This window comes from Gottfriedia sp. NPDC058432 (assembly GCF_042721555.1).
Classification (GTDB): domain Bacteria; phylum Bacillota; class Bacilli; order Bacillales; family Bacillaceae_G; genus Gottfriedia.
Genome location: NZ_JBHXLC010000003.1, coordinates 236,292 through 261,716 on the forward strand (window position 1 = coordinate 236,292; position 25,425 = coordinate 261,716).

The 25,425-nt window shown below is 32.8% G+C and carries 20 protein-coding genes and 1 pseudogene; 5 read left to right on the plus strand and 16 right to left on the minus strand.

Going from position 1 to position 25,425, the window contains the following annotated elements; genetic code table 11:
• Positions 1 to 88: 88 nt before the first annotated feature.
• The 6 genes from priA to ACFWM3_RS05340 form a co-directional block, all read right to left on the minus strand.
• A complete protein-coding gene (gene priA / locus ACFWM3_RS05315; protein WP_056470947.1) occupies positions 89 to 2,488 on the minus strand; it encodes a primosomal protein N' in 2,400 nt (799 codons plus the stop codon).
• The gene (gene coaBC / locus ACFWM3_RS05320) at positions 2,485 to 3,690 is read right to left on the minus strand and encodes a bifunctional phosphopantothenoylcysteine decarboxylase/phosphopantothenate--cysteine ligase CoaBC (RefSeq protein WP_056470951.1); all 1,206 of its coding nucleotides are present in this window, start codon (positions 3,688 to 3,690) and stop codon (positions 2,485 to 2,487) included. Before coaBC ends, priA begins: the two co-directional genes overlap by 4 nt.
• A 362-nt stretch (positions 3,691 to 4,052) precedes the next feature.
• Positions 4,053 to 4,265: a DNA-directed RNA polymerase subunit omega gene (gene rpoZ / locus ACFWM3_RS05325; protein ID WP_025568819.1), complete on the minus strand. Its 213-nt coding sequence runs from the start codon at positions 4,263 to 4,265 to the stop codon at positions 4,053 to 4,055.
• Between the two features lie 3 nt (positions 4,266 to 4,268).
• A complete protein-coding gene (gene gmk, locus ACFWM3_RS05330; protein WP_056470957.1) occupies positions 4,269 to 4,886 on the minus strand; it encodes a guanylate kinase in 618 nt (205 codons plus the stop codon).
• Between the two features lie 154 nt (positions 4,887 to 5,040).
• On the minus strand, positions 5,041 to 5,910 hold the full coding sequence (locus tag ACFWM3_RS05335; RefSeq protein WP_056470960.1) for a YicC/YloC family endoribonuclease: 870 nt from the start codon (positions 5,908 to 5,910) through the stop codon (positions 5,041 to 5,043).
• A gap of 146 nt (positions 5,911 to 6,056) precedes the next feature.
• Positions 6,057 to 8,729, minus strand: coding sequence for a calcium-translocating P-type ATPase, SERCA-type (locus ACFWM3_RS05340; protein WP_056470963.1), 2,673 nt, complete (start codon positions 8,727 to 8,729; stop codon positions 6,057 to 6,059).
• Positions 8,730 to 9,424: 695 nt separating this feature from the next.
• Here ACFWM3_RS05340 and ACFWM3_RS05345 point away from each other — a divergent pair.
• Positions 9,425 to 11,122 carry an Rqc2 family fibronectin-binding protein gene (locus ACFWM3_RS05345; RefSeq protein ID WP_056470965.1) on the plus strand — a complete coding sequence of 566 codons (1,698 nt, stop codon included), beginning with the start codon at positions 9,425 to 9,427 and terminating at the stop codon, positions 11,120 to 11,122.
• 58 nt (positions 11,123 to 11,180) lie between these two features.
• Here the strand turns inward: ACFWM3_RS05345 and ACFWM3_RS05350 are convergent, their stop codons facing one another.
• Both ACFWM3_RS05350 and murI read right to left on the minus strand, forming a co-directional pair.
• Complete coding sequence (locus ACFWM3_RS05350) at positions 11,181 to 11,375, minus strand: hypothetical protein (protein WP_390310594.1); 195 nt, start codon at positions 11,373 to 11,375, stop codon at positions 11,181 to 11,183.
• Between the two features lie 310 nt (positions 11,376 to 11,685).
• Positions 11,686 to 12,459: a glutamate racemase gene (gene murI / locus ACFWM3_RS05355; protein WP_390310596.1), complete on the minus strand. Its 774-nt coding sequence runs from the start codon at positions 12,457 to 12,459 to the stop codon at positions 11,686 to 11,688.
• A gap of 409 nt (positions 12,460 to 12,868) precedes the next feature.
• Between murI and ACFWM3_RS05360 the strand changes: the two genes are divergently transcribed.
• From ACFWM3_RS05360 to ACFWM3_RS05370, 3 genes are all read left to right on the plus strand, one after another.
• Positions 12,869 to 13,348 (plus strand): MarR family transcriptional regulator, encoded by a 480-nt coding sequence (locus tag ACFWM3_RS05360; RefSeq protein WP_056470974.1) that lies wholly within the window; start codon positions 12,869 to 12,871, stop codon positions 13,346 to 13,348.
• A 155-nt stretch (positions 13,349 to 13,503) separates the two neighbouring features.
• On the plus strand, positions 13,504 to 14,739 hold the full coding sequence (locus ACFWM3_RS05365) for an MFS transporter (protein ID WP_390310598.1): 1,236 nt from the start codon (positions 13,504 to 13,506) through the stop codon (positions 14,737 to 14,739).
• 216 nt (positions 14,740 to 14,955) lie between these two features.
• Positions 14,956 to 15,588 carry an NUDIX hydrolase gene (locus ACFWM3_RS05370; RefSeq protein ID WP_390310599.1) on the plus strand — a complete coding sequence of 211 codons (633 nt, stop codon included), beginning with the start codon at positions 14,956 to 14,958 and terminating at the stop codon, positions 15,586 to 15,588.
• Between the two features lie 71 nt (positions 15,589 to 15,659).
• On the opposite strand, the gene ACFWM3_RS05375 is transcribed toward ACFWM3_RS05370, so the two are convergent.
• The 4 genes from ACFWM3_RS05375 to ACFWM3_RS05390 form a co-directional block, all read right to left on the minus strand.
• A complete protein-coding gene (locus ACFWM3_RS05375; RefSeq protein ID WP_390310600.1) occupies positions 15,660 to 16,217 on the minus strand; it encodes a DUF4240 domain-containing protein in 558 nt (185 codons plus the stop codon).
• A gap of 113 nt (positions 16,218 to 16,330) precedes the next feature.
• Positions 16,331 to 16,795, minus strand: coding sequence for a GNAT family N-acetyltransferase (locus tag ACFWM3_RS05380; protein WP_390310672.1), 465 nt, complete (start codon positions 16,793 to 16,795; stop codon positions 16,331 to 16,333).
• Complete coding sequence (locus tag ACFWM3_RS05385) at positions 16,789 to 18,564, minus strand: ABC transporter ATP-binding protein (protein ID WP_390310602.1); 1,776 nt, start codon at positions 18,562 to 18,564, stop codon at positions 16,789 to 16,791. The genes ACFWM3_RS05380 and ACFWM3_RS05385 overlap by 7 nt, the downstream gene beginning before the upstream one ends.
• Positions 18,561 to 20,300, minus strand: coding sequence for an ABC transporter ATP-binding protein (locus ACFWM3_RS05390; protein WP_056470989.1), 1,740 nt, complete (start codon positions 20,298 to 20,300; stop codon positions 18,561 to 18,563). The genes ACFWM3_RS05385 and ACFWM3_RS05390 overlap by 4 nt, the downstream gene beginning before the upstream one ends.
• Positions 20,301 to 20,928: 628 nt before the next feature.
• On the opposite strand from ACFWM3_RS05390, the pseudogene ACFWM3_RS05395 reads away from it, so the two are divergent.
• Positions 20,929 to 21,247 (plus strand): annotated as a pseudogene (locus ACFWM3_RS05395) (IS1595 family transposase); the annotation flags it as partial.
• A gap of 84 nt (positions 21,248 to 21,331) precedes the next feature.
• Here ACFWM3_RS05395 and ACFWM3_RS05400 read toward each other — a convergent pair.
• The 4 genes from ACFWM3_RS05400 to ACFWM3_RS05415 form a co-directional block, all read right to left on the minus strand.
• Entirely contained in the window at positions 21,332 to 21,670 is a 339-nt protein-coding gene (locus tag ACFWM3_RS05400; RefSeq protein ID WP_056470994.1) for a hypothetical protein, read from the minus strand.
• Between the two features lie 235 nt (positions 21,671 to 21,905).
• A complete protein-coding gene (locus tag ACFWM3_RS05405) occupies positions 21,906 to 23,111 on the minus strand; it encodes a hypothetical protein (RefSeq protein ID WP_390310604.1) in 1,206 nt (401 codons plus the stop codon).
• A 66-nt stretch (positions 23,112 to 23,177) separates the two neighbouring features.
• Positions 23,178 to 23,903 (minus strand): YiiX/YebB-like N1pC/P60 family cysteine hydrolase, encoded by a 726-nt coding sequence (locus ACFWM3_RS05410; protein WP_390310605.1) that lies wholly within the window; start codon positions 23,901 to 23,903, stop codon positions 23,178 to 23,180.
• A gap of 445 nt (positions 23,904 to 24,348) precedes the next feature.
• A complete protein-coding gene (locus tag ACFWM3_RS05415; protein ID WP_390310606.1) occupies positions 24,349 to 24,894 on the minus strand; it encodes a DUF1572 family protein in 546 nt (181 codons plus the stop codon).
• Positions 24,895 to 25,425 lie beyond the last annotated feature (531 nt).

Consider the following 25,425-nt stretch of genomic DNA (forward strand, 5'->3'; position numbering starts at 1 on the left):
TAAGCCAAAGTCCAATTAAGGTAAAAACCAACCTTAATCGGCCTTTGTCTTATGCTTGTCGGGTCTAACCAGTCGCCTCCACTTTTCGTTACATAAACATAGTAGGTTGAAAGTCGATTGTTAATTGTAGTTTACCTTTGTCCGTTTCGTCTTGGTAGTATTGTTGGATTCGGTTTAGTACGTCGTAGAGTGCAGGTTCAGATTTGTATTTTATCACACATTGATAACGGAAATGGTCTTTTATTTTTGCGATTGGTGATGCTACTGGTCCGAGTACAATTGATCCTTCTGATAAGTACTCTCTTAAATAGCCTGCAATTTGTTCACTTACTTTTACTGTTTTTATCAAATCACTATGTGCTATTGATATTAAAACTAAATAATAAAAAGGTGGGTAGCGAAATGAGCGTCTTATTTTCATTTCTTCTTCATAAAACGCAACATAGTCCTGTGTTTTAGCTAATTCAATACTATAATGCTCTGGTGAATATGTTTGTATGACTACTTCACCTGGTTTTTCATGACGACCAGCTCTTCCACTTACTTGTGTTAATAAGCTAAATGTTCGCTCACTTGCTCTGAAATCTGGTAAATGAAGTGAACTATCTGCTGCTAAAACACCAACCAATGTAACATTTGGAAAATCAAGTCCTTTTGCAATCATCTGTGTACCTAGTAATATATCAGCCTCACCGTTACCAAATTGCTTAAGCATTTTTTCGTGGGCACCTTTACGACTAGTCGTATCATTATCCATCCTAATTACTCGTGCTTCTGGATACGTTTTTGTAATAGCTTCTTCTACCTTTTGCGTCCCAGTTCCAAAAAAGCGAATATGTTCACTCTGGCACGATGGGCATTGTTTTGGCATATAGGTTTCATAGCCGCAATAATGACATTTTAGATGATGGTTATGTTTATGATATGTTAAGGAAACCTCGCAATGGGGGCACTGAATTGTGTAACCACAATCTCTACACATTACAAATGAAGAATAGCCTCGACGGTTTAAAAATAAGATGATTTGTTCCTTCTTCTCTAATCGATCAATTATTTTTTCATGTAAAGCTGTAGAAAACATCGTACGATTTCCGATTCTTAGCTGTTCTCTCATATCGACTATTTCCACTTCAGGTAATGGGCCTTGATTAACCCTTTTGGACATTGTATTTAGCTCATAAACACCTTTACCAGCTCTTGCAAATGATTCTAGAGTAGGAGTTGCACTTCCTAAAACGATAGGACAATGATGATATTCTCCTCTCCAAATTGCTATATCTCTTGCATGATATCTTGGATGTTCATCTTGTTTATAGGTTGTCTCGTGTTCTTCATCAATGATGATCATTCCAATGTTTTCAAATGGTGCAAATATAGCTGAACGGGCTCCCACTACTACCTTAACTTCTTTTCTTTGAATCTTTCTCCATTCATCATATTTCTCACCAATAGACAAACCACTATGGAGAACTGCAACATCATTTCCAAATCTACTTTTAAAACGACCTACTATCTGTGGGGTAAGTGAAATTTCTGGTACTAATACGATTGCTTCTTTACCTTCAGATAGGACCTCTTGAATGGTTTGCAAATAAACTTCTGTCTTTCCACTTCCTGTTACTCCATGTAAAAGATGAATCTTATTCTTTCTTTCATGAAATGAAGAAACGATTTGCTCAAATGCAATCTGTTGTTCTTCTATTAATGGTAAAGGCTTAGATCGTTCTATTTCCCTACCTTCATAAGGATCCCGATAAACTTCAACTGTTTTAATTGAAATTACCTCGTTTTTCTCCAATGTCTTTATAGGTGAATCTGTGATTCCAAGACATTCTTTTAACTCCTTCACACTTGTTTGACCGTTCATACGTAAGTATTCAATAATGTCTTTTTGTTGTGGAGATGAGATCGTAGGTAATTCTTCATCTAATACTTTTAATAGAGAAACTACACGTTCTGTTTTTTTATTTGCTTTATTTTTCACTTCATATTCAATTTCAAGCAGTCCTTCTTTTATAGCTCGTTGAACTAATGAAATTTTACTAACAAGACTTTCTATTTCAGTCCATTCTCTTCTTTTCACGATTGAAAATAGATTTGCTAATTCCGGAACTAATTGATCTAAAGCTTCTTCAGATGTAACTTGAACATGTTTTTTATAAACAGCTTTAATAGCTGTCGGAAGCATTGCTTGATATGCAGAAATGAAAAAACAAAGTGTTTTTTGGGATAAATAAGAACCTAAAAGAAGAAGTTCTTCTGTTAAAACTGGCATGACATCAAGAACTTCTTCAATTTCTTTAACCTTCTCTAAATTAGTTGTTTCTTTTATAGACAATACAAAACCTTGAACTTTCCTTGGCCCAAATGGCACTATTACACGCATTCCAGGTTGTATTGCTTCCTGCCACCTAGTTGGTACTTTATAATCAAAAGGACGATCTGTTTGTCTGACTGATACATCAACTAAAACTGATGCGTATGTCATCTTTCTACCTCATTTAATAAGTGATGAACTTCAAGTAGTATTTCTTCTGCTACTTCTTTTTTACTCATTTTAGGAAGTGGCTTCACTTCACCATTCCGCTTAAAAATGGTTACAATATTCGTATCAGATCCAAAACCAGCCCCTGTTTTCGTTACATCATTTGCAACAATCATATCTGCATTTTTCTTTAAAAGTTTACTTTTTGCATACTCATCTACTTGATCAGTTTCTGCAGCAAACCCTACTAAAATTTGATGTGTTTTATGTTGACCTAAAGTTAGAAGAATATCTTTCGTACGCTTAAAAGCAATTGAAAGATCACCATCAGCTTTTTTCACTTTTGAATCATAAGTAATTGAAGGTGTGTAATCAGCAACCGCTGCTGTTTTTATGACAACATCCGCTTCATTATAATAAGACCAAATCGCTTCAAACATTTGCTCCGCAGACTCAGTTTGGATCAATTTACAGCCTTCAGGTGGCGTTAAATTGGTTGGTCCAGAAACGAGGATTACGTCTGCACCTAAAGAGACTGCAACTTCTGCAATACTATAGCCCATCTTACCCGTTGAATGATTTGAAACAAAGCGAACTGGATCAATTTTTTCAACTGTTGGACCGGCAGAAATGATAATTTTTTTACCTTTTAATAAACCAACTTCTCTTTGGAAATGTTCATTCACGAATTGAACAATTTCTTCAGGCTCTGCTAATCTACCTTTTCCTACATAGCCACATGCTAAATACCCTTCATTTGGCTCAATAAATCGATGACCAATCTCTTTCAATATGTTCATATTCTTTTGAACAATCGGATGGTTATACATATTAACATTCATAGCTGGTGCGATCCAAACTGGTTTTGTTGCAGCTAGTAATGTTGCCTGAATCATTTCATCTCCAAGACCATTTGCTAATTTTCCAATTGTATTAGCAGTCGCTGGAGCAACGATTATTAAATCAGGCCAATCACCTAAATTGATATGTGCAATTTTTGCACTATCTTTTTCATCAAAAGTATCTATATAAACATCATTTCTTGATAAAGCTTGAAACGTTAAAGGTGTCACAAATTTTGTAGCGGATAAGCTCATCATTACTTTAACGTCATATCCTGCTTGTACTAGTTTACTTGTAAGTGCTGCTGCTTTATAGACTGCAATTCCACCTGAAACACATAGGAGAATCTTTTTTTGTTCCACTCACCTTCACCCTTTCAAATTTTATTCTTTCTATGTAATATGTCAAAAAATAGGTCTTTTGGACGTTCTATGTCTAAGATACCACAAATATGTTTGAAATAAATGTTATAGGATTTTTCTAAAAAAACTCACAATATTCCTAATCGTCTAACTCAGATACCTAGTTGCACTTATCCCTTTTTCTTAAATCAGCGCTTTTCGTTTATAAAACTGCTCGTCGCCATTTTATCACAAAAATAAGACTGCCCCCATTTCTAATCACCACGAAACTTTTAGGAGAGGTGTTAAACACCACGTTGTCCTTTTTAGTCATATGGAAAATTAGCAAATGTTTTGGGACAGCCTCATCACACAGTTAAATATTAATCTTCTTTAACTTCTTCAAGTTTTCTATAAGATAATAAGCCAGCATTAATTTCTTCTAATGCTTTTCCTACAAATTTATCAGATACCGGTTTTTCAACACGAGTATCTTTATTTACTTGCATTTCGCGAGCACGCTTTGAAGCAACTGTTACTAGCGTATATTTTGAGTCTAATTTTGTTAATAAACGGTCAATCGAAGGATATAACATAGTTTATTCGGCCTCCATCATTCTTTTATAATAATTTGCAACTCGTTCACGTTTTAAATGTTCACTTAAAATAATTGCTTTAATACGGTCACAAGCTAAATCAACTTGATCATTTTCAACTACATAATCGTAAGCATCCATCATTTCTATTTCTTCTTTTGCTGCATTCATACGATTCATAATCACATCTTCAGTTTCTGTACCTCTTGTTACAATTCTATTTTGTAATTCTCTCATACTCGGAGGGGCTAAGAAAATAAAAATCCCTTCAGAAAAAGCTTTTTTTACTTGCAGGGCACCTTGAACTTCAATTTCTAGGAAAATGTCTTTTCCTTCGCTTAATGTTTTTTCAACATAATCAATTGGTGTTCCATAGTAATTACCTACAAACTCTGCCCACTCAAGAAACTTATTTTCATTTATTTTCTGTTTGAAATCTTCTTTTGATGTAAAGAAATAATCTACTCCATGTACTTCACCTTCACGAGGATTTCTTGTCGTCATCGAAATACTATATTGCAGATCTAAGTCCTTATTATCAAAAATAGCTTTACGCACCGTACCTTTACCTACTCCTGATGGACCAGAAAGTACGATTAATAAGCCTCTTTCATGCCTCATTTATGACCCTACCCTTCTAATTCTAGACAGTTTTATTTATTAAAGGTCAATCTATTGTTACATCTGCGTGTTTAGAGTCAATTAATCAAAAATTAATTAGTCTTCTATTTCACATTGTTACCGGACCTTTGCAACTATAAACAAATCTTTTACATTATTCAATATTTTGAACTTGCTCTCTAATTTTTTCAAGATTATTTTTAATTTCAACAACTTGTTTAGAAATATCTAATGAATTTGCTTTAGAACCAATCGTATTCACTTCTCGATTCATTTCTTGTACGATGAAATCTAGTTTCCGCCCAATCGATTCCTTTATTTGTAAAGTTTCATTAAACAATTCTAAATGACTAGTTAGTCGAACTAATTCTTCAGATATGTCACATCGATCTGCAAAGAGCATAATTTCTGTTAATAATCTTTGCTCATCAACCGCTGTTAATTCAACTTCCGCTAATTTAGATTGAAGCTTTTCACGATATGATTTCAAAACAAGAGGAGAATGCACTGTAATCTGTTTTTTACATTCTTCAATTGCTGTTAATCTCTCTAATAAATCTTTTTTAAGTTGTCCACCTTCTTTGCACTTAACATCAAAAAATTGCTGACATGCATTTTCAGTAGTCGTTAATAATAATTCTTCAAAATTATCATTGATTTGTTCTACTTCACTTACTGTAGTAACTTCAGGTAGCTTTAATAAATCGATTGGATTATAAGAAGATTTATTTTGCTCTTCACCTGATAGATTTTCAATCGCTTTTTTATATTGTTGAATTAAGCCTTCATCTATTTGTAATGTACGTTGTAATAAGCCCTCAATTGTAACAAAAACCTCTACTCGACCTCGACTAGTATACTCAGCTACAATTTTCTTAATTGCATCTTCATATGCTAATAATTGCCTCGGCATTCGAACGATTGTCTCTAAGTATCGATGATTCACTGCTTTCATTTCAATATGTATTTTGTACTGTTCATTTGACAAAATGGCTTTACCATACCCTGTCATACTTACGACCATTGTTCCACTTCCAATACACTAATTTTCTCTCTAATTTATTTCCAAATTTTATTCAATATGTAAAAGAGAAAAGGTAATAGAGCATACCTCTACTACCTTAAGGAATTATAACATATTTTAAATTGGTTATCCATTTTGTTCGCAAATTATTTTTTCTTTGTAAATAATGCTCCTGCAAGCATAAAAGTTGGAATTGATGAAAGACCTCCAATTAAGAACCAATCTCTAGGTACGATCGGAATCGTTTTGAAAATAGGTTGTAATGGTGGGTAGTAAATAACAACAAGCATTAATAACATTGAAACGATAACAGCACCAATTAAATATAAATTTCCAAATACATTTCGATGAAAAATGGATCGTTCACTTCTACAATCAAATACATGAATTAATTGAGCTAAAACTAATGTGGAGAATGCTACTGTCTGTGCGTATTCAAGTTGATTCGGATGCTGATTATAGGAAATAATGAATGCTAATAGTGTGACAAATCCAATTAAAAATCCTCTTGAAATAATTTTCCATCCTAAACCTCTTGCAAATATCCCTTCTGATAATGAACGAGGACTTCTTTTCATTACATCATCTTCAGCTGAATCAACACCTAATGCCATTGCAGGTAAGCCATCAGTCACTAGATTTACCCATAGAATTTGTACTGGAACAAGTGGTAAAGGTAGCGCTAATAACATCGCAAACAACATAACTAAAATTTCACCTACATTTGAAGCTAATAAATAACGGATAAATTTACGAATATTACTATAAATATTACGTCCTTCTTTAATTGCAGACTTGATCGTAGCAAAATTATCATCCAGTAAAACTAATGCTGAAGCTTCCTTTGCTACATCTGTACCTGTAATCCCCATTGAAATTCCAATATCCGATGCTTTAATTGCTGGTGCATCATTTACGCCATCACCAGTCATTGCTACAATATGTCCATTCGCTTGTAGTGCTTTAACAATTTTTAATTTATGTTCAGGTGAAACTCGGGCAAATACAGCAGCATCTTCAACAAATTCCTGAATCTGCTCTACAGAAAGTGCATCTAATTCTTTTCCTTCAACTACTCTACCGTTATCTCTTAAGATTCCTAGTTTTCTAGCAATACTAGAAGCAGTTAACTTATGATCCCCAGTAATCATAATCGTCCTAATACCAGCTTCTTTACATTCTTGAACAGCTTGTGCAACTTCTGCTCTTGGTGGGTCAATCATCCCTTGTAAACCAATAAATGTTAAATTGCTTTCGAGATCCCTTTCATCTAAGATCGAATTTGGATTTAAAGGTTTAAAAGCAATCGCAATCGTACGAAGTGCATTATTTGCATAAGTTTCAATTGTACTTTCCACTGCATTTTGTCTAAACGTGTTTAATTGTTCTTCTCTTTCATGCCATAAAATTGAATTACATTTTGAAAGTAAGACGTCTGGTGCACCCTTCGTAATTACAAACTGTTCACCTGAACGATTTTTCACAACGACCGACATCATTTTCCGTGTACTATCAAAAGGAAGCTCATGTATTCTAGTAAAATTAGAATTTACGTATTCTCGGTTGATCCCAGCTTTATAACCTGCAACAACAATCGCACCTTCAGTAGGATCACCATCTAGTACGATTTCTTTTTTCTTTTGAATTAATTGTGCATCACTACATATAGAACCGAATACAAGTGTTTGAAATAATTGTTTATTTAATGTTGGATTAATGGTTCTCTCTTTATTCGTAAATTCTCCATCGATTGCATATCCATTTCCTGTTACTTCAAAACTAGACCCACCCGACCAAATATTTGTAACTGTCATTTTATTTTCCGTCATAGTCCCTGTTTTATCTGAACAAATGACTGAAGCACATCCTAATGTTTCAACAGCTTGAAGCTTTCGAACGATTGCTTTCTTTTTAATCATTCGTTGCACACCCAGTGATAAAGCAACCGTTACAATTGCTGGCAAGCCTTCAGGAATCGCAGCAACAGCAAGTGACACACCCGCTAAAAACATATGATATAATTCATTTCCTTGATATACACCGATAAATACAACTAAAGCTGTTAAAAATAATGCAAGAATAATTAATATTTTACCTAATTGTTCTAATCGTCTTTGTAAAGGTGTAACAATGGTTTCTGTATTTTGAAGTAAATTCGCAATTTGCCCCATTGCTGTTTTCATTCCTGTGGAAACAACAACTCCTTTACCATTTCCACGCGTAACGAGTGTTCCCATAAAGCCCATATTATCTTGATCACCAATACCAATATCATCGGCCTGAATTGATTCAAATCTTTTTTGAACCGGAACAGATTCACCTGTTAGCGCTGATTCTTCTATGTATAAACTTGATGCTTCGATTATGCGAATATCAGCACCAATCCGATCGCCACTTGAAAACTTAATAATATCCCCAACAACTAAATCTCTTGAAGGGAGCTTAACAAACTGCCCGTCACGTAAAACATTTACTTGTGGAGCAGCCAATTCTTTCAAAGCTTCTAATGATCTCTCTGCCTTAGCTTCTTGAAAATATCCTAAAATCCCGTTAATTAATACAATTGCCATAATCGCAACTGCATCTACTACTTCCTTTAAAAAGATTGATATAATCGTTGCGCCTAATAGAACAAATACCATAAAATCATTAAACTGATTTAAAAATAAAACGAGTTTGGAAGTTTTCTCTGATTCCTTTAATTCATTTGCCCCAAAAGTTGCTCGCCTTTGCTTTACCTCCTCATCAGTTAAACCGGAGGAAACATTTGTATTCGTTACTTGCACGACTTCTTCCGCTCTCATCCGATAAAAATTCATACCCGCGTTCACCCCTAATTAAACATTAGGTAAGTTGTCCCCCTTACCTCTCATAAAAGCATATTCAGACTCGTCCAAATAAATGATATAATGATGAAAATAAATCTAACTTTTAACCAACTAGAACTGTGACAAGACCAATCAAGATATTGTATGATTAAATTCTATGAAAAATTTCTGATTGTTTATTTAATGGATATGTCCTAGTTTATGAATTATGTTGGGACTAAATAAATTGAGTGTAGTTCGAGAAGAAATCAGGAAATACGTTTGTATGGACTTTTACATTTTTTAATTTAATATCTTTCCCGTTCCATATAATTTGATTTTCAGTAATTCGTCCATTCCAGAGTAAAAACAACGTTCTTTTTTCATGGTTATTAAGTCACTTAAGTTACTTTGAATCCCCATCATTTTATTGAACTTATAATTGAATTAGAATTGAATACAATTAGAGAAGTGATTGGAACGGAAGGGTGCTCGACTCCTATGGGAAATGCGGAAAGCCTGAGACCCCGCACAGAACGAGGAGGCTCAGGTTCCGCCCCATGGAAAGCGAGCATCCTGCAGTGGAAATCAACGTCCTTATTCTAATTGATATTTGGTCAAATTTAATAACCTCATCATTTTATTTATAATGATTAAAAATTATAATAATAAAAAAATAGTGTTTTAAAGAGTAGGACGTGATACATATGTCTTTTGACGGACTTTTTACAGGAGCTATGACAAACGAAGTAGCTCTACTAACAACTGGAAGAATATCAAAAATTGTACAACCAAGTAACTATGAAGTACTACTTACCGTGAGAGCAAATGGTGCCAATTACAAACTATTATTAAGTGCTCACCCTAGTTACGCAAGATTCCATTTTACAAATCAAAACTACGATACCCCATCAGAACCATCAATGTTTACAATGCTTTTAAGAAAACATTTAAACGGTGGGTTCATTGAAAGCATTACACAATTAGAACACGAGCGAATCGTTAACATTAAAGTTCGTAGTAGAAATGAAATTGGTGATGAACAATACCGAACATTGATCATCGAATTAATGGGTAGACATAGTAATATCATTTTAATTGATGAAGAAAGACAAATAATCTTAGACAGTATTAAGCATGTACCGATGGCAGTGAATCGTCATCGAATTGTACAACCCGGTGCAACTTATATTTCTCCTCCAAATCAAGAAAAACATGATCCATTTCAAGTTATTTCTGTAGAGGAGTTTAATCAAATTATAAACCAAGGTGAGGTGTCACCATCCGAAGCAATTGTTCAGCAGTTCTCCGGAATCTCTCCATTACTCGCAAATGAAATTGTCTATAATGGAAAAGAAGATGTATATAATTCGTTTAAAACAATCATGAATGAAATACAATTAAAAAAGTTTACTCCTTCACTTTTCCGCTTAGAATCAAGAGAAATGTTTTATTTCATAAACTTATCTCACTTACAAGCCGAACAAACTGTTTTCGCTAGCTTAAGTGAACTTTTAGATGTTTATTACTTTGGTAAAGCAGAACGTGACCGTGTAAAACAACAAAGCGGAGATTTAGAAAAACTGTTACAAAATGAACTTACAAAAAACAAGAAAAAAATTAAAAAATTACACAAAAGTCTTGAAGATACTGATAAAGCAGATAAAATTCAGTTACAAGGCGAATTGCTTACTGCAAATATGTTTGCACTACAAAAAGGTATGAAAGAAATTGAAGTAATTAATTACTATGACGAAAATGGTGCCACAATGGTCATACCGTTATCACCATTAAAAACACCTTCTGAAAATGCACAAGCTTATTTCACAAAATATACTAAGCTTAAAAATTCGGTAGCACATATTAAAGAACAAATTAAATTAACGATAGAAGAAAATGATTATTTAGAGACAGTTATTCAACAAATCGAGTCTGCTTCCCCACGTGATTTAGAAGAAATTAGAGAAGAACTAGTGGAAACGGGTTATATAAGAAAGAAAAAATCGAAAAAAGCCCAAAAGTCAAACAAACAAAAAGTTACATTAGATGAATACATCTCTACTACTGGTGAACAATTATTAGTCGGTAAAAATAATAAACAAAATGATTATCTAACCAATAAACTTGCGAGCAGGGACGAGCTTTGGTTTCATACAAAAGATATCCCGGGCTCCCATGTTGTCATTCGTGCTAAGGATCCTAGTGAAAATGCAATTAAAGAAGCAGCTATTATCGCTGCATATTTTAGTAAAGCGCGTCAATCAAGCTCGGTCCCAGTCGATTACACAGAAATTCGCCATGTTAAAAAACCAAATGGTTCCAAACCAGGTTTTGTCATTTACGAACAAAACAATACGGTGTATGTAACACCTGATGAAGAACTTGTTTTAAAATTGAAGAAATAAAAAAATGGTGCCTATAAAAATGGCACCATTTTTTTCATGACCTACTGTGCAAACCTATTTACTTTTTCATTTCAACTTTTTCATTTTTACTACTTACTATTGATCCTAAAAATAATACAAGTCCTACGCAAAATCCAAAAATTAAATTCAAGAAAATCTCATCTTCTCTTATATATTTAATGATTAAATAAGCAGCAAAAAATAGCATCGTAATGACGCCGAAATACTTTAATACATCCCTTACATTTACCATCTAAATACAATCTCCCCTCTCTTATAGATAAAAGTTTTCAAAAAGATTGTCCTTAACAACTATTCGATAATAAACAATATTAGTCCTGTATTTAAAAATAAAAAAAGATAAGCAATAGCTTATCTCGGTGTGTAGACAAAGTACGAAAAACTTGGATTTCAGACTGATTGCAAGCGCTTGTCTTTCGAGGCGCGAAGTCTGGTGAGGAGCGGAGTTACCTTAGACGGTAATGAGCACCGCAGACAGGCGAAGCAACGAAGAAAGCGAGCGTTTGTCAACAGTCTGAGATAAGCTAAATCTAGCTTATCTCTTATCTTTCATTTTGTAAGTAGCTTAACGCCTGTTTTGTCTTCTCAATATATTCTATGTCATTATTCGAACACATAAATTTGACATTTGTTTGACCAGTTTCATTTAATTGGCCATTTTCTCCAAGTAACTGGAATAATCTTTTTACAGTACCATTACTTCCATCAACAATTTGAACATCTTCAGGTAAAATCTTTTTTAAGATGTTTTTATAAAAAGGATAATGAGTACAACCCAAAACAATTGTTCCATATTGCTCAATATTAAATAATGAAAGTTTACTTTTAAAATAATCAATCATAAAGTTTTCATCAAAATTTAATTCCTCACAATAATGAACAAGCTCTGGTAAAGGCAATGAGTCTACAATACTTAGATCGTCCACCCTAGATATAAGCTCATTATACTTTGTTTGCTTTAAGGTTAGTGGCGTCGCAAAAACTAATACTCTCTTACCAGTTGTTCTGTTCATTTCAACAGCTGGTTTTACAGCCGGTTCCATACCGATAATCGGAAAATCATACATTTCTCTCAATTCATTTACTGCAATACTAGTCGCCGTATTACATGCAATTACTAATGCTTTTACATCTTCTTTAATAATCATTTCAACAGACTTTTTTACAAATGCACTTACTTCTTCCTTCGACTTTGTGCCATAAGGAACGTGAAGAGTATCAGCAAAATATAAAAAATCTTCATTTGGTAATTTTTTCAGTGCCTCATTTAAGACAGTTAACCCACCAATTCCTGAGTCAAAAAAAGCTATTCTCATTTCAATTCACCTAATAATTTTAATTTAATGAAGTCATTTGTGAAAGTGTCAACAAATCATAACATTACTCAATAGAGACAAACTTTTACAAATATATATATACTAAATTAACCTAATTACGGATGAATGTAAACTTTTCAGAAAATAGTTAACTCATGAAGGAAAAATTCTCAATTCATGTCAAGCTTGCTATACCTATATTTCTCACTATTCCCTAAACATTCAAAATGATTATTTTAGATGAAAAACTCGTTACGTGTATATTTACTACTTGTGGAACAACTTTATTCACTTATATACTTCTAGCCCTCCTTTCACCTATTCTTAAAATAATGATTTTAATATTGTTGAAACAGAAACAATATTTTATATAATATTGTTAATGAACCAACGGGTTGGAGGATTGACTATGAACAAAGAAGAACAGCTTATAATGGGTTTTAGGGACGTATTTAACAAGATGGTTTGGCTTAATAAGTTTAAGATGGAAGAGGCTCTTAAAGGGTATCAATCTTCTGAAGTACATTGCATCGAATACATTGGGAAAAATGTAGATTCCAACGTGACCAAACTTGCTGATTCCTTATATATGACAAGAGGTGCCATTACTAAAATAACAAAGAAGCTTATAAATAAGGGACTGATTGAAAGCTACCAGAAACCAGATAATAAGAAAGAAATCTATTTTAGGCTTACTGAGCAAGGAAAAGTAATAGACAATATCCATGAAGAACTACATAAAAAGTTTCGAGAGCGAGATCAAGCTGTATTTGATCAAATAACCGAAGAACAATTCGACAGTATGCTTAACTTCGTGAACAATTATTGTAATCATTTAGATGCAGAAATAAAGACACAAGGAATCGATATCGATCGTAAACCGGAATAAATTTAAATAGTAAAGATGATCCCTAAGCAGCCCAACTCTATGAGAGAATAGGCTGTTTTTTATTTTAATATTATTGTTGACAAGGAAACAATATCCTCGTACGATAAATATGTTTCCTAGGAATCAAAATTATCGTTATTGAGAGGAGAATATAATTGTTCAAATTTAGATCACTCAAAGAACAGAAACTGGAACAAACCATAGATAAAAAAGCTTTACTTTTCGGTCTAATGTCTGTCTTTCTTTGCGGAATAGGCTTTAGTATCATCACACCGGTCATACCATACTTAGTACAGCCTTATATCAGCAATCCAGGAGATCAAGCCATAGTTGTTACGTTGTTGACTTCTGTTTATGCCTTATGCGTGTTTTTTGCAGCTCCCGGACTAGGAGCATTAAGCGACAGATTTGGTCGTCGTCCAATACTTTTAATATCCCTTTTAGGTTCCGCTATCGGCTACTTAGTTTTTGGCATCGGAGGAGCTCTTTGGGTCCTTTTTGCTGGACGTATAATAGAAGGGATAACTGGCGGGAGCATAAGCACAATCTTCGCATATTTTGCAGACATCACACCTAGTGATAAGCGAACTAAATACTTCGGGTGGGTAAGTGCCGTTGCAGGTGTAGGAGCCGCAATTGGACCTACTCTTGGTGGATTACTTGCCAAGTTTGGCTATTCAGTACCAATGTATTTTGGAGCAATAATAACTTTACTAAATTTTGTTTTTGGTATCTTATATATGCCCGAGAGCCTCTGTAAAAATAATAGACTGAAAAAGATTACCTTTGTAAGGTTGAATCCATTCAGCCAGCTTGTACACGTACTTTCCATAAAAAACTTAAAATGGCTACTCATCTCAGCGTTCCTACTTTGGATACCGAACGGATCATTACAGGCGATTTTTTCACAATTTACAATCGATACATTCAATTGGAAGCCTGCACTTATTGGACTAATGTTCTCAATTATGGGTGTCCAAGACATCATTTCACAAGGTTTCATCATGCCAAAGTTGCTAATTAAATTTAGTGATTCACAAATAGCAACTCTTGGAATGGTTTCAGAAATTATAGGCTACAGTCTTATTGCTGCATCGGCTTTGTTCTCATACTATCCTCTTCTTATTGTTGGAATGTTTATATTTGGATTTGGTGATTCGATCTTTGGGCCTTCATTCAATGGGATGGTTTCCAAGACTGTTGATCCCAGTGAACAAGGCAGAATCCAAGGAGGTAGCCAATCTATTCAGGCTTTAGCAAGAATAATTGGGCCGATTATAGGAGGTCAAATCTATGTATCACTCGGTCATGCTGCACCCGCTTTTATGGGTATACTCCTTATAGCAATAGCAGCAGCAGTATTGAATAAGGGTAGGCTTAAAAATAGATAAACTACTTTTTTCAAATAGATAAAGAGTGAACATTTCTAAACATCACCAATAGGATACGGCGGACTAAGTAAGATACCGCCGTTTTTTATTCTTCAATTTCTAATGAGGTGGAATGGTAACTATGATCTTGATCAATCAAAATATTCTTCAATCTGGCAAAATTTATTTTATAATGAAGTACATGGTTCATAGATCAAATACAAGGTGGTTAGTTAAATGAAAGAAGAATTACTTAAAATTTTTGATGAATCTGGTAATCATATAGGAGAAGCCTCTCGAAGTGAAGTACATAAAGAAGGATTATGGCACGAAACATTTCATTGCTGGTTACTTAGTATAGTAGAAGACCAAGCTTCAATTTATTTTCAAATCCGTAGTCATCAAAAAAAGGATTATCCGAATTTATTTGATATTACTGCTGCTGGTCATTTATTATCTACTGAAACAGTTCAAGATGGATTAAGAGAAGTAAAAGAAGAACTTGGAATAGAAGTAAAAATTGAAGATATAATCCCTCTTGGCATCATTAAAAATTCGATTATTTTAGAAACGATTAATGATCATGAATTAAGTCATGTTTTTTTACTAAAAAGCAATAAACCTTTTACTGATTTCAACCTACAAAAAGAAGAAGTTTCAGGGATCGTGAAAGCTGATTTTAACCAATTTTATCAATTCGCACATGGATTAAGAGATACAGTTGAAGTTGATGGTTTTCAAATTACTGAAACAGAGGAAAAAATTCCAATTCAAAAATCTGTAGATAAAAATCAGTTTGTTTCACACGAAAGTAATTATCTATTAAATGTTGTTGAATTAATAAAAAAACATATACATAGTGAACTCTAATTTTAAGAGCCCTTTGTTTTTAAAGGGCTCTTAGTTATAACTATAATTTCACTAAAAGAAAACAATAATTTTTATCCTAATGGATTTTCACCAAATCTTGCCCATAATTTTGGAAACATCGCTTCTAAACCATCAGAATCTTCTTCATCCCAATCAAATTCCATCTCGTTTGCAGGCATCAGACCTTTTTGTTCCAGTTTCTCTAACAACTCATCATAACTTTCATCGTCCCACTCATTATCGCCAGTTTTTACTAACGTGTAAGCATCTTGTCCTACACTTAATAATTCTTCATTTTGAGGATAACCTTCTTCATCAAGATTTTCATCATTTATGTAATTTGCCAAAAACTCATGATTTCCCATTACTTTGTGATAAATTTCTTCCCCTTGACCAATTAGCCAACCTCTAAAATAATCAAATGTATCATCTGAACATCCACCCATTAATATATACGCAGCAGCCCATAATCTTGATTGATAACTCTCATTCATTAAACCTTGAAAATGCAAATCGAAATCCACAATTTCATTTAAGTCTTTTTTACTTAAAGCCTCAATTAACCATTCAGCTTGATCTTCTTTATTTTTAGACTCTTCAACTAAACTCCAAAAATCTTTTCTATTCACGGATTACTCCCCCTACTTCAAGTTAACAAAACAATTTTAATTTTATCATACATGTTCCTTGTCTATTTTAAATAGATAGAATAAAAAACCCTAAATCATTAGGGTTTTTTAGTTTATTCAATATCTTTACTAAAAGAATAAGAAAGCTTCTTATACTCCATTTTATTTTCATAAAAACGATGCGCATTAATTCTTTGGACACCGGATTGTAGCGTTACTAATTGACAACCATTTCTTTTTCCAAAATCAGAAATAAAATCTAGTAATTTCTTTCCGTATCCATTTGAGCGTTTACTTTCATCTGTCACTAAATCGTAAACAAATACATGTCTACCGTTATAGAAATTTGTTAAAATACTAATACCAGCGACTGCAACCGTCACTCCTTGATCTTCTAACCCAAATAATTGATAGCCTTGTTGTTTCATTTCTTCGTACAAAGTAAAAAATGATTCTTCATTTAAGTGAGTACGAAGTTGTTTTAATACCTCAAAGCCTTTTCTTAACTCTTCTTTTGTTTCGAAAAGTTTTACTGAAATGTTAGATATACTAACACTCCTTTTTAATCTTTTTACGATACACTAATGACATTTTCACCAGTTTCAGCTTCTCTTTTAAATAATCTTGAATAAACACCATCTTTTTCTAATAAAGAATGATGCGTACCTTCTTCGACTACTTTCCCATTTTCGAGTACAACGATTCTGTCCGCTGTTAATACGGTAGATAAACGATGTGAAATTACGATGACAGATTGTTTTGATTTTCGCTGTTGAATTGCTTCATTTATTTGTAACTCTGTAATCGGATCTAGAGCTGAACTTGCTTCATCTAAAATAAGAATTGGAGAGTTTTTAACTAAAGCTCTTGCTAAAGATAATCTTTGTTTTTGACCACCAGATAATAGTGCCCCTCGTTCACCAATTGATGATTCTAGACCTTCTGGTAATGAATTTAGATAGTCTGATAATCCACTATCTTTTAGTGCCTGAATCATTTCATCATTTGTCACCAATTCATTTCCTATACGAATATTATCAGCTAAACTACCATTTCTTAGCTGTACATCTTGCGAAACAAACGAGATCGCATCCCTGATCCACTTTGCATTTGCTTTTTCAATTGGTAAACCATCTACTTCAATTGTTCCATTATTTAACGGATAGAAACCTAATAATAAATCTACAATTGTTGATTTTCCAGCACCACTTGGTCCTACTACGGCCACTGCTTCCCCTGGTTTCACATGAAATGACAATCCTTTTAACACAAATTCTTCCTTCGTTGGATAGGCAAATTTAACATCTTTAAATTCAATTAATCCATTAACAGAATTTAATTTTTCACCTTCTTGTACTTCAAATTCTGAAACTTCTTCAGCTAATAATTTTTCAGAACGATCTAATGCAGGACCAGTTCTACGTACTGATAACCAGTTTCTTAGCATTCTTTGAATTTCATTAGCCGCAATGGTCACAAGTCCACCTGCCGTATACATTTGTCCCGTTGTGATTTGATCATTTGAAATCAGTAAAACACTTATAATATAGACAGCAGCTAAAGCAAATCCATTATAGCTACCGATTACGACAATTGATTGCATTCTTGCTTTTAATTCGATAATTGATTCTTTAATAAATGATTTACGAATATCTGCAACACTTTGAATTTCATAATCCGTTGCACCAAGAATTCTCGAAAGTTGGATCCCTGTTACTGATTCTCGTAATCTTTCTAAATAACGTGACGCTTCCATTCTAGCTTTAGCCGAAGCAATTCTAGTACGAGCTCCGACTTTATTGGACGTCCAATAAAATAAAACACCTAAAACAACACTAGTAATCATTAAATAAGGATTAATCCAAAGTAAAACAATACTATATATAAATACTCCTTGAACAGAAGCCATAAAAGTAGAGCCTTCCCAAGCTAAAAAGTTATGAAGTGTATCTGGGTCATCAGAAACTCGAGCTAATAATTCACCAGATTTAGATTGATGAAAATATGAATAAGGTAAAATTTGCAAGTGCTTAAATAAGCGTAGTTTTTGCCAGTTTGTAACAGATTTAGCAATATGATGGCAAAAATACTCATCAATGACCATTAAAATTAAATCAAGAATTGCAGCAATTAAAAGCAACCACATTAATCCCCATAATAGTGCATTATCATGGTTTGGAATTATATGATCAATTAACCAACCCGTTCCTAGAGTAGGTATTAATGCTGCACAAACTTGACTTAAAGCAATTACGAATGAATCTGCAAATACCCATTTTTTATGAGGCTTGAGAAAGTTTATGACTCTTTTTCCATCACCTATTTTTTTTGTATTTTTCTGCATCATACAGCATTCTCCTTTTCTAGTTCACTGTATTGTGCCATATATAATTGATAGTACTGACCTTTTAATGATAATAATTCTTCATGTGTTCCTTGTTCAGCAATACGCCCTTTATCTAATAATAAAATACAATCAGCATCCTTTACTGTTACAAGTCGATGTGCGATCGTAATTGTTGTACGACCTGGAATTAACTTTTCAAGCGATGATTGTACCTTTTCCTCTGTTTCTCCATCTAATGATGATGTAGCCTCATCGAAAATTAACACTGGAGGATGACGTAAAATTGCTCTTGCAAGAGCTACTCGTTGTCTTTGACCACCAGATAATTTTAGCCCTCTTTCACCAACAATCGTTTCAAAACCCTCTTGTAGTGACTCAACTAAATCAGATAAGTCCGCTGCTTCAACAGCAAGTTTAAGTTCTTCATCTGTTGCATTCGGTTTAGCATAAAGTAAATTTTGCTTTAATGTACTATTTAAAAGGAAAGTCTCCTGAGAAACGACTCCAATATTTTGGCGTAATGATTGATAATCATGTGAAGATAAATCTTTACGATCAACAAAAATTGAACCTGAAGAAGGCTGGTATAATCCGAGTAATAACTGAATTAAAGTACTTTTTCCTCCACCGCTGGAACCAACAATCCCAATATGTTGACCAGCTTTCATTGAGAACGAAACATCTTTTAATACTTCTTCAGTTGAATTTGGATACGTAAAACGAACATTTTTAACGTCTAGATCACCTTTCACTTCTCCAAATTTCGGTAAATCATCAGGCTGTTCTGCAGGCAAATCAAAATACTCATAAATTCTTTGAAGTGCTGGAATTGCTTGTTGAATTGTTAACGCATTTTCAGCTAAAGAGCGTACTGGCATAAACATTGTTGGGATAAATCCTAAAACGGCGATTAAAGTACCAATTGTAATTTCATGCTGCCAAATCGAATATCCACCAATCAACATAATGACCCCAGGTGCACCATTATTAATCACATTTCCTAAACGCCAATTAACCTTCCCAATTAAAGCCAAGCGAATAGCAAATCTTTTCCAAACAGACAATTTATCTTCTAATTTTTTATTTTCAATATCCTGCGTTTGAAAAGTTCTCACTAAACGAACTGACTCAATACTTTCTTGAGTATGATTATACAAATCAGCACTCATATCACGAGCTATAGCTCCCATTTTTCTTACTTTTTTACCAATCATAAAAGAAGGAACTAAATAAATTGCAAATACAACTAACATGACGACTGCAGCAGGCCAATACAACGGAAACACCGCTATAAATGCTGCAATAGCTGCAATTACTTGTTGAATAAAACGTGGTACAACTGTATTATTCAAGTTTTGAACAGATTCTACATCATGCGTTAACCTATATAACATATCTCCCCGAGGTGTTGTTGAAAAAAACGTCATTGGTGCTTTTTGAAGCTTTGTAAATGCACGTAATTGCATATCTGTAATTACATCTAGACCAATTTTTACTTGAATAAATTCTTGTAATGATTCAAAACCGACCTTAAATAAGAATGCGAGCATAATCCCTAAAATTAAATAAAAAATAATTTTTGAATCAGGACCACCAATAATCTCATCGACCAATTTACCAGTCAAAATCGGCGGAATAATCGCAAATGCGCCAGCAATTAATGAACATACAAAAGCAACTAGAAATACTTTCCAATACGGTTTAAAATGATTAATTGTTTCGATTAAAATTTTCATCTATTGCCATCCCCCTAACCTGTAACATTTTACAATATTTTCGAACTATTTTCACTATTAAAATTTTTACCAGGATTAAAGTAATGCATGTGTAAAAGAATCGTTGAGTTATTTTTATGTGGTTTAAAATGATTCTCCCAGTACCTCTTCCCTATCCTAAAATTCTTCGTTATTCCTTTTCTCTGGTCTCAAATACATTCTAATCTTTCAATTAATCTATTTCTTCATTAAATAGATTGAACATTCGTACACTATTAGTCTTTAGGGACATAAAAAAAATCTACAACTTAAGTCGTAGATTTTAAGATTTTTTATTTTTTGAAGATATATAATGTAGACTTATGAAATAATTTTTCCTTTTTCTCTTTCAATATTTTAAAATCGTATGAATGAACTGATTTCCCTTTTACTGACGACAAAATTTCATCTACTCCATTCATTTGAACTACCTTTGTTTTTTTGCCAGTTCCCAGAGAATATTGTTCAAAATAATATTTAACTTTCTTTTTTGAATCATAATTTACCACAAACATTGAATCATTTTTGAAATATGTTTGCTCTCCATAGCGATACGGACCTTTTCGTGGATTTTCAATTGTAAATTTCTTTTTGACTCTATTACTAGTTGTCTTTGTTATGCACTGATACGGCAACGAATTATAAAAAGTTCGCTAAGATAAAAGGATTACATTGAGCGACAAATACAGCGTGTAAAGAAGGGACTTTACCACATTCAACACGTTAACAACTTTCATAATCGCTTGAAAAAGTGGATAGAGCGTTTTCTAGGAGTTGCGACAAAATATTTGGATAACTACCTATTCTGGTACCGCTGGCTTGATTTGGGGAACAATGTGGCATTTGAAAATCGAGTCGAACACATGCTTATTTCAGCGTGTCAAAAATCCAATTATACTACCGTCAACATTTTAAAAGGTTTTTCATAAAGGAAAAAGCCCTCAATTGACGACTTATAATGGGTTATATTTGAAATACCAAAAAGTAAAATTCTTTTTTGTCATATCAACTTTTTAGACTGACTTATATTTAATTTTCCTGAATAAATAGAATGATAACATTCCTAATAATAGATATATGATTACTGGAGTAACTATATTTCCTATATTATACCATATTGAAATAGGTAGAATAACTGCAACAGTTGATAGCGAGAAGCCAACTATCATACTTCCTTTTGAATTTGAATAAATAATACCCTGAATAATGAATATTATTGGGAAGAGTAAATATATTCCTAAAATAATATATTTACTTTCAGGAAACATAGAATCTATCCATATAAATGCAAATAAAACTATACTTGGTAATATTATTGCAAGGAAATTCTTCATAAACATTCCTCCATTCATTTGAAATTACCCCTTAGTGTTTTTACACAAAAAAGGGTAAATTTATAAAATTATTCATTAAAAAAACAACAAATTTTACGAAAAGAGCCTTTACAATAAATGGCAAAACTCTTATTTATTAACAGTAAAATAACAACTGAAAACAACAAGTAAGCAAGTTAAACATAGTATGATAGTTTTATATTTTCTTTTCATTTTTTCTCCTAGACTATACTAAAATGCAATTATTATTTATTTATTTCAATATTTTAAAATCGTATGAATGAACTGACTTCCCTTTTACTGAAGACAAAATTTCATCTACTCCATGCATTTTAACTTCATTTGTTTTTTTGCCGGAAACTAAAGAATATTGTTCAAAGTAATATTTAACTTTCTTTTTTGAATCATACCTTACGACAAACATTGAATCATTTTTGAAATATGTTTGTTCTCCATAGCGATACGGGCCTTTTCGTGGATTTTCAATTGTAAATTTCTTTTTGACTCTATTATTAGTAGTGTCCACTGTGTAAACATCACCTAGCCCATTTGCGCAGAAAAGCTCCTTACCATAAATATAGATCGAATGATCAGTGCTGTAAGGAATTTTTGCGGTCAATTGATTGATGGTTTTATTTTTATAGGAAACAAGTGTGATCATTTCTTGCTTTAATGTTTTCTTATTTATTCGAACTAGTACTACATTTTCATCCTTCAAATTCCCTTCTTTCCTTTCCTCAAGTACCATGTAGTAATAATTTTCATCACTAATAATCTGTGAGCTAGGATTGTAACTATTATAACCAGATCGGTTTTTAAGCTGAATTAAATCTTTTATTATTAGTTTGTTGTCGTCGAAAACAACTTTACGTAAATGAGCAGTATTTTTCTCAATATCTTCTGTTAAAATATGTATTTCATTTTTATCAACACCCGATGTTGAAATAAAATGGGGGATATTTCCTTTTTCAAATCCTTTCTCATTCCCATATAATACATTTGAAGCATAACCATTTTTTACAAAACCTGAATTAAAAATAGTAAAATAAAGATTTGAACTTTTTAGATATCCTGTTAGATCTCCTGTATGTTGATACTCCATTTTAACTTCTTTATATTGATGACCAATTAAGCGTAGTGTTTCTTTATCCATTAATAAAAGACCTTTTTCTCCTAAAGCAACACTACCAAGTTCTAATCCTTTCATTTTATACCCTCTTGCTACACCGTCATCATCAACAAAGATCGCGATACTTTTCCCTCTACCATCCATATCTTGGTCCGCTGTAGAAGAATAATATAAGACGGCTTGTTTATCATTTAAAAAGTTATTCTTTCGAATGGTCTCCTCTTTTACAATAAATGGAGAAACTCTTATTTTATTAAAAATAAAATAACAACTAAAAATAACCAGTAAGCAAGTTAAACATAGTATGATAGTTTTATATCTTCTTTTCATATTTTTCTCCTTAAACTATACTAAAAGGCAATAAGTCAAACTGTTCAACTTATTGCCTTATAAAATTTATATTTTACGGACTAGCGTTGTATCTTTTGCATCACGTACATCCCTCGGATATACACCTGATCCTTTGTCTTTATCTAAATCTAAGTCCGCTTTTAACTTATAGGCAGACCAGACTAACTTTGCACAATTTTTTTTACCATAATGATCAGTTTTACGGTTAGTTGCAAAATTGTAAGAGTAGTCATCTTTACCTACTCTACTGTATGCCCAATCGGCAGCTGCATTTCGTTTAGCAGTTGTAGTGTTAACGGATTTGACTTGTGCATTTCCTTTGTCTACTAGCCTTTCTTTAAAATTTTTTTTACGAACTCCCACTTTTGGAACAGATTCGACGACAGTTTCAGCATTATAATACATTCCTACATGTCCATGATTTAAGTAAGCAGTTTGTGAAGCCGTATAGTAAATCTGGCCTTTTACTCCAGTTCCAACCGAAACAGTACCACCACTCCCCCCTCTACCTTGCAATTTTTTTTCTGACAACCCTTGAGCTTCGTCTTGTTTAAGCTCATTAAAAAGTTGTTCTAATATAGCTTCTTTCGTATCACCAGTGTTTTTAGAAATGGATTTTACGTCCTTTATCAATTCTTTTTCTGTAACATTAGGTTGCAATTCTAAAATTTCGTTTACATAAGGTAAATCATTTGTATTAGCATAGCTAATAGGTGTAGCAGATAAGACTAAACTAGCTGATAAGACACTTACTCCGATTAATTTTTTCATTTAAACATCTCCTTTTACAAATAATTTTCTATATTTGAAATAGAGAGTGATATGAAGTTTATTAGTTTTACTGTCGAATCATTCATCACAATTCTATACAAGAATATTATATATGGAAAACTTTACTAATTTTCACTAAATTTTAGTCTCTTTTGTGTCACTTTTTAATTTCTTGAAATGTGGATAAATATACTCCATTCCTATATATAGTACAGGGTAAAGCGTAAGATAAAAATAGTAATCTTTAAAGTAAAAAACTTCCTAGCTTACTTCTCACCTTTAACAAAGGGCTTAATAAACAGAAAGAAAACTCGCCGAATAGCGAGCCTTTAAGCTAAGATAGAGGAGTAGTTGCAATTATATTTTTACTAAAATTGGCTACAACGACGAGCTTACTTCACAGCTGCCAATTTATACTTTCTTAATGCGTAAAAAAATCTACAACCTAAGTCGTAGATTTTTTTGATTCATTCAGTTTGAACTCTAAGAATTCTTGAGATTTTCCTTTTGGAATACTCAAACTCTTAAATTCGTCATTTTTTATTAACTTAGCAATATAAACGATTTGACCAATATGATTTCCGTAATGACTAATTTGTCTATGTATTGCTTGTAAAACAGTATGATCTTCTCCACGAATTTTAATCGTTTTTAATACGTCATCTTCTTGTAGACTCTCTAATGTGTGAAAAACAACATTCCATCCTTTATTCCAATCTGCTAACAACTCATCCTTTGTTTGGTATATACCCTCAAATTCAACGTCACGATTTCTCCATGATTTTTCACCATCCGTCGTGAGAAAATCCGTCCATCTAGAAATCATATTACCACTTAAATGCCTTACAATTATGGAAATACTATTCGATTCACTAGATGGGTGCAAGTGTAACTCCTCATTATTTAGCTGATCCATCGAACGGTCACCAAGCTTTTTTATCCCTTTGAATTCCATTAAACTATTCGTAAGAAATTGTTTTGCGATTGACATATTTGAACCTCCAATTTTAAAGTTACTTTCAATCAATTGTATGAATAGTTTAAAAACTTATTAATTATTTATCAAATAATTTGTTTGTGACTAATGTGTAAAAGAACTGTAATTTAGTAGATTTTCAGGTGAAAGTTTATCATTTTGTATGATTTTCCATGTGGTTACCAATCATTTTAAGTGATTTTAAGTTAGGAAGCTTAGTTTGCATGAATTTTCTATTGTGAAGCAGTCATGTTGATGTGATCTATTATAGTTTATTTGCGATTTTACTATTTTTAATTGTGATTACTTAATTTTAATTGCCATTTTAGTTTTTTAATTGCTATTCTCTATATTTAATTGCGATGGCTCATTTTTATTTGCCATTTCCAGTTTTTATTTGCGATAGCCCGATTTTATTTGCCATTACCAATTGTTAATTGCGATGGCTCATTTAATTTGCGATTATCAATTTTTAATTGCGATGCCTCGTTAATTTACGTTGGCTCATTGCTATTTGCCATGATCCTCTTTTTTCATTTGAGTTCT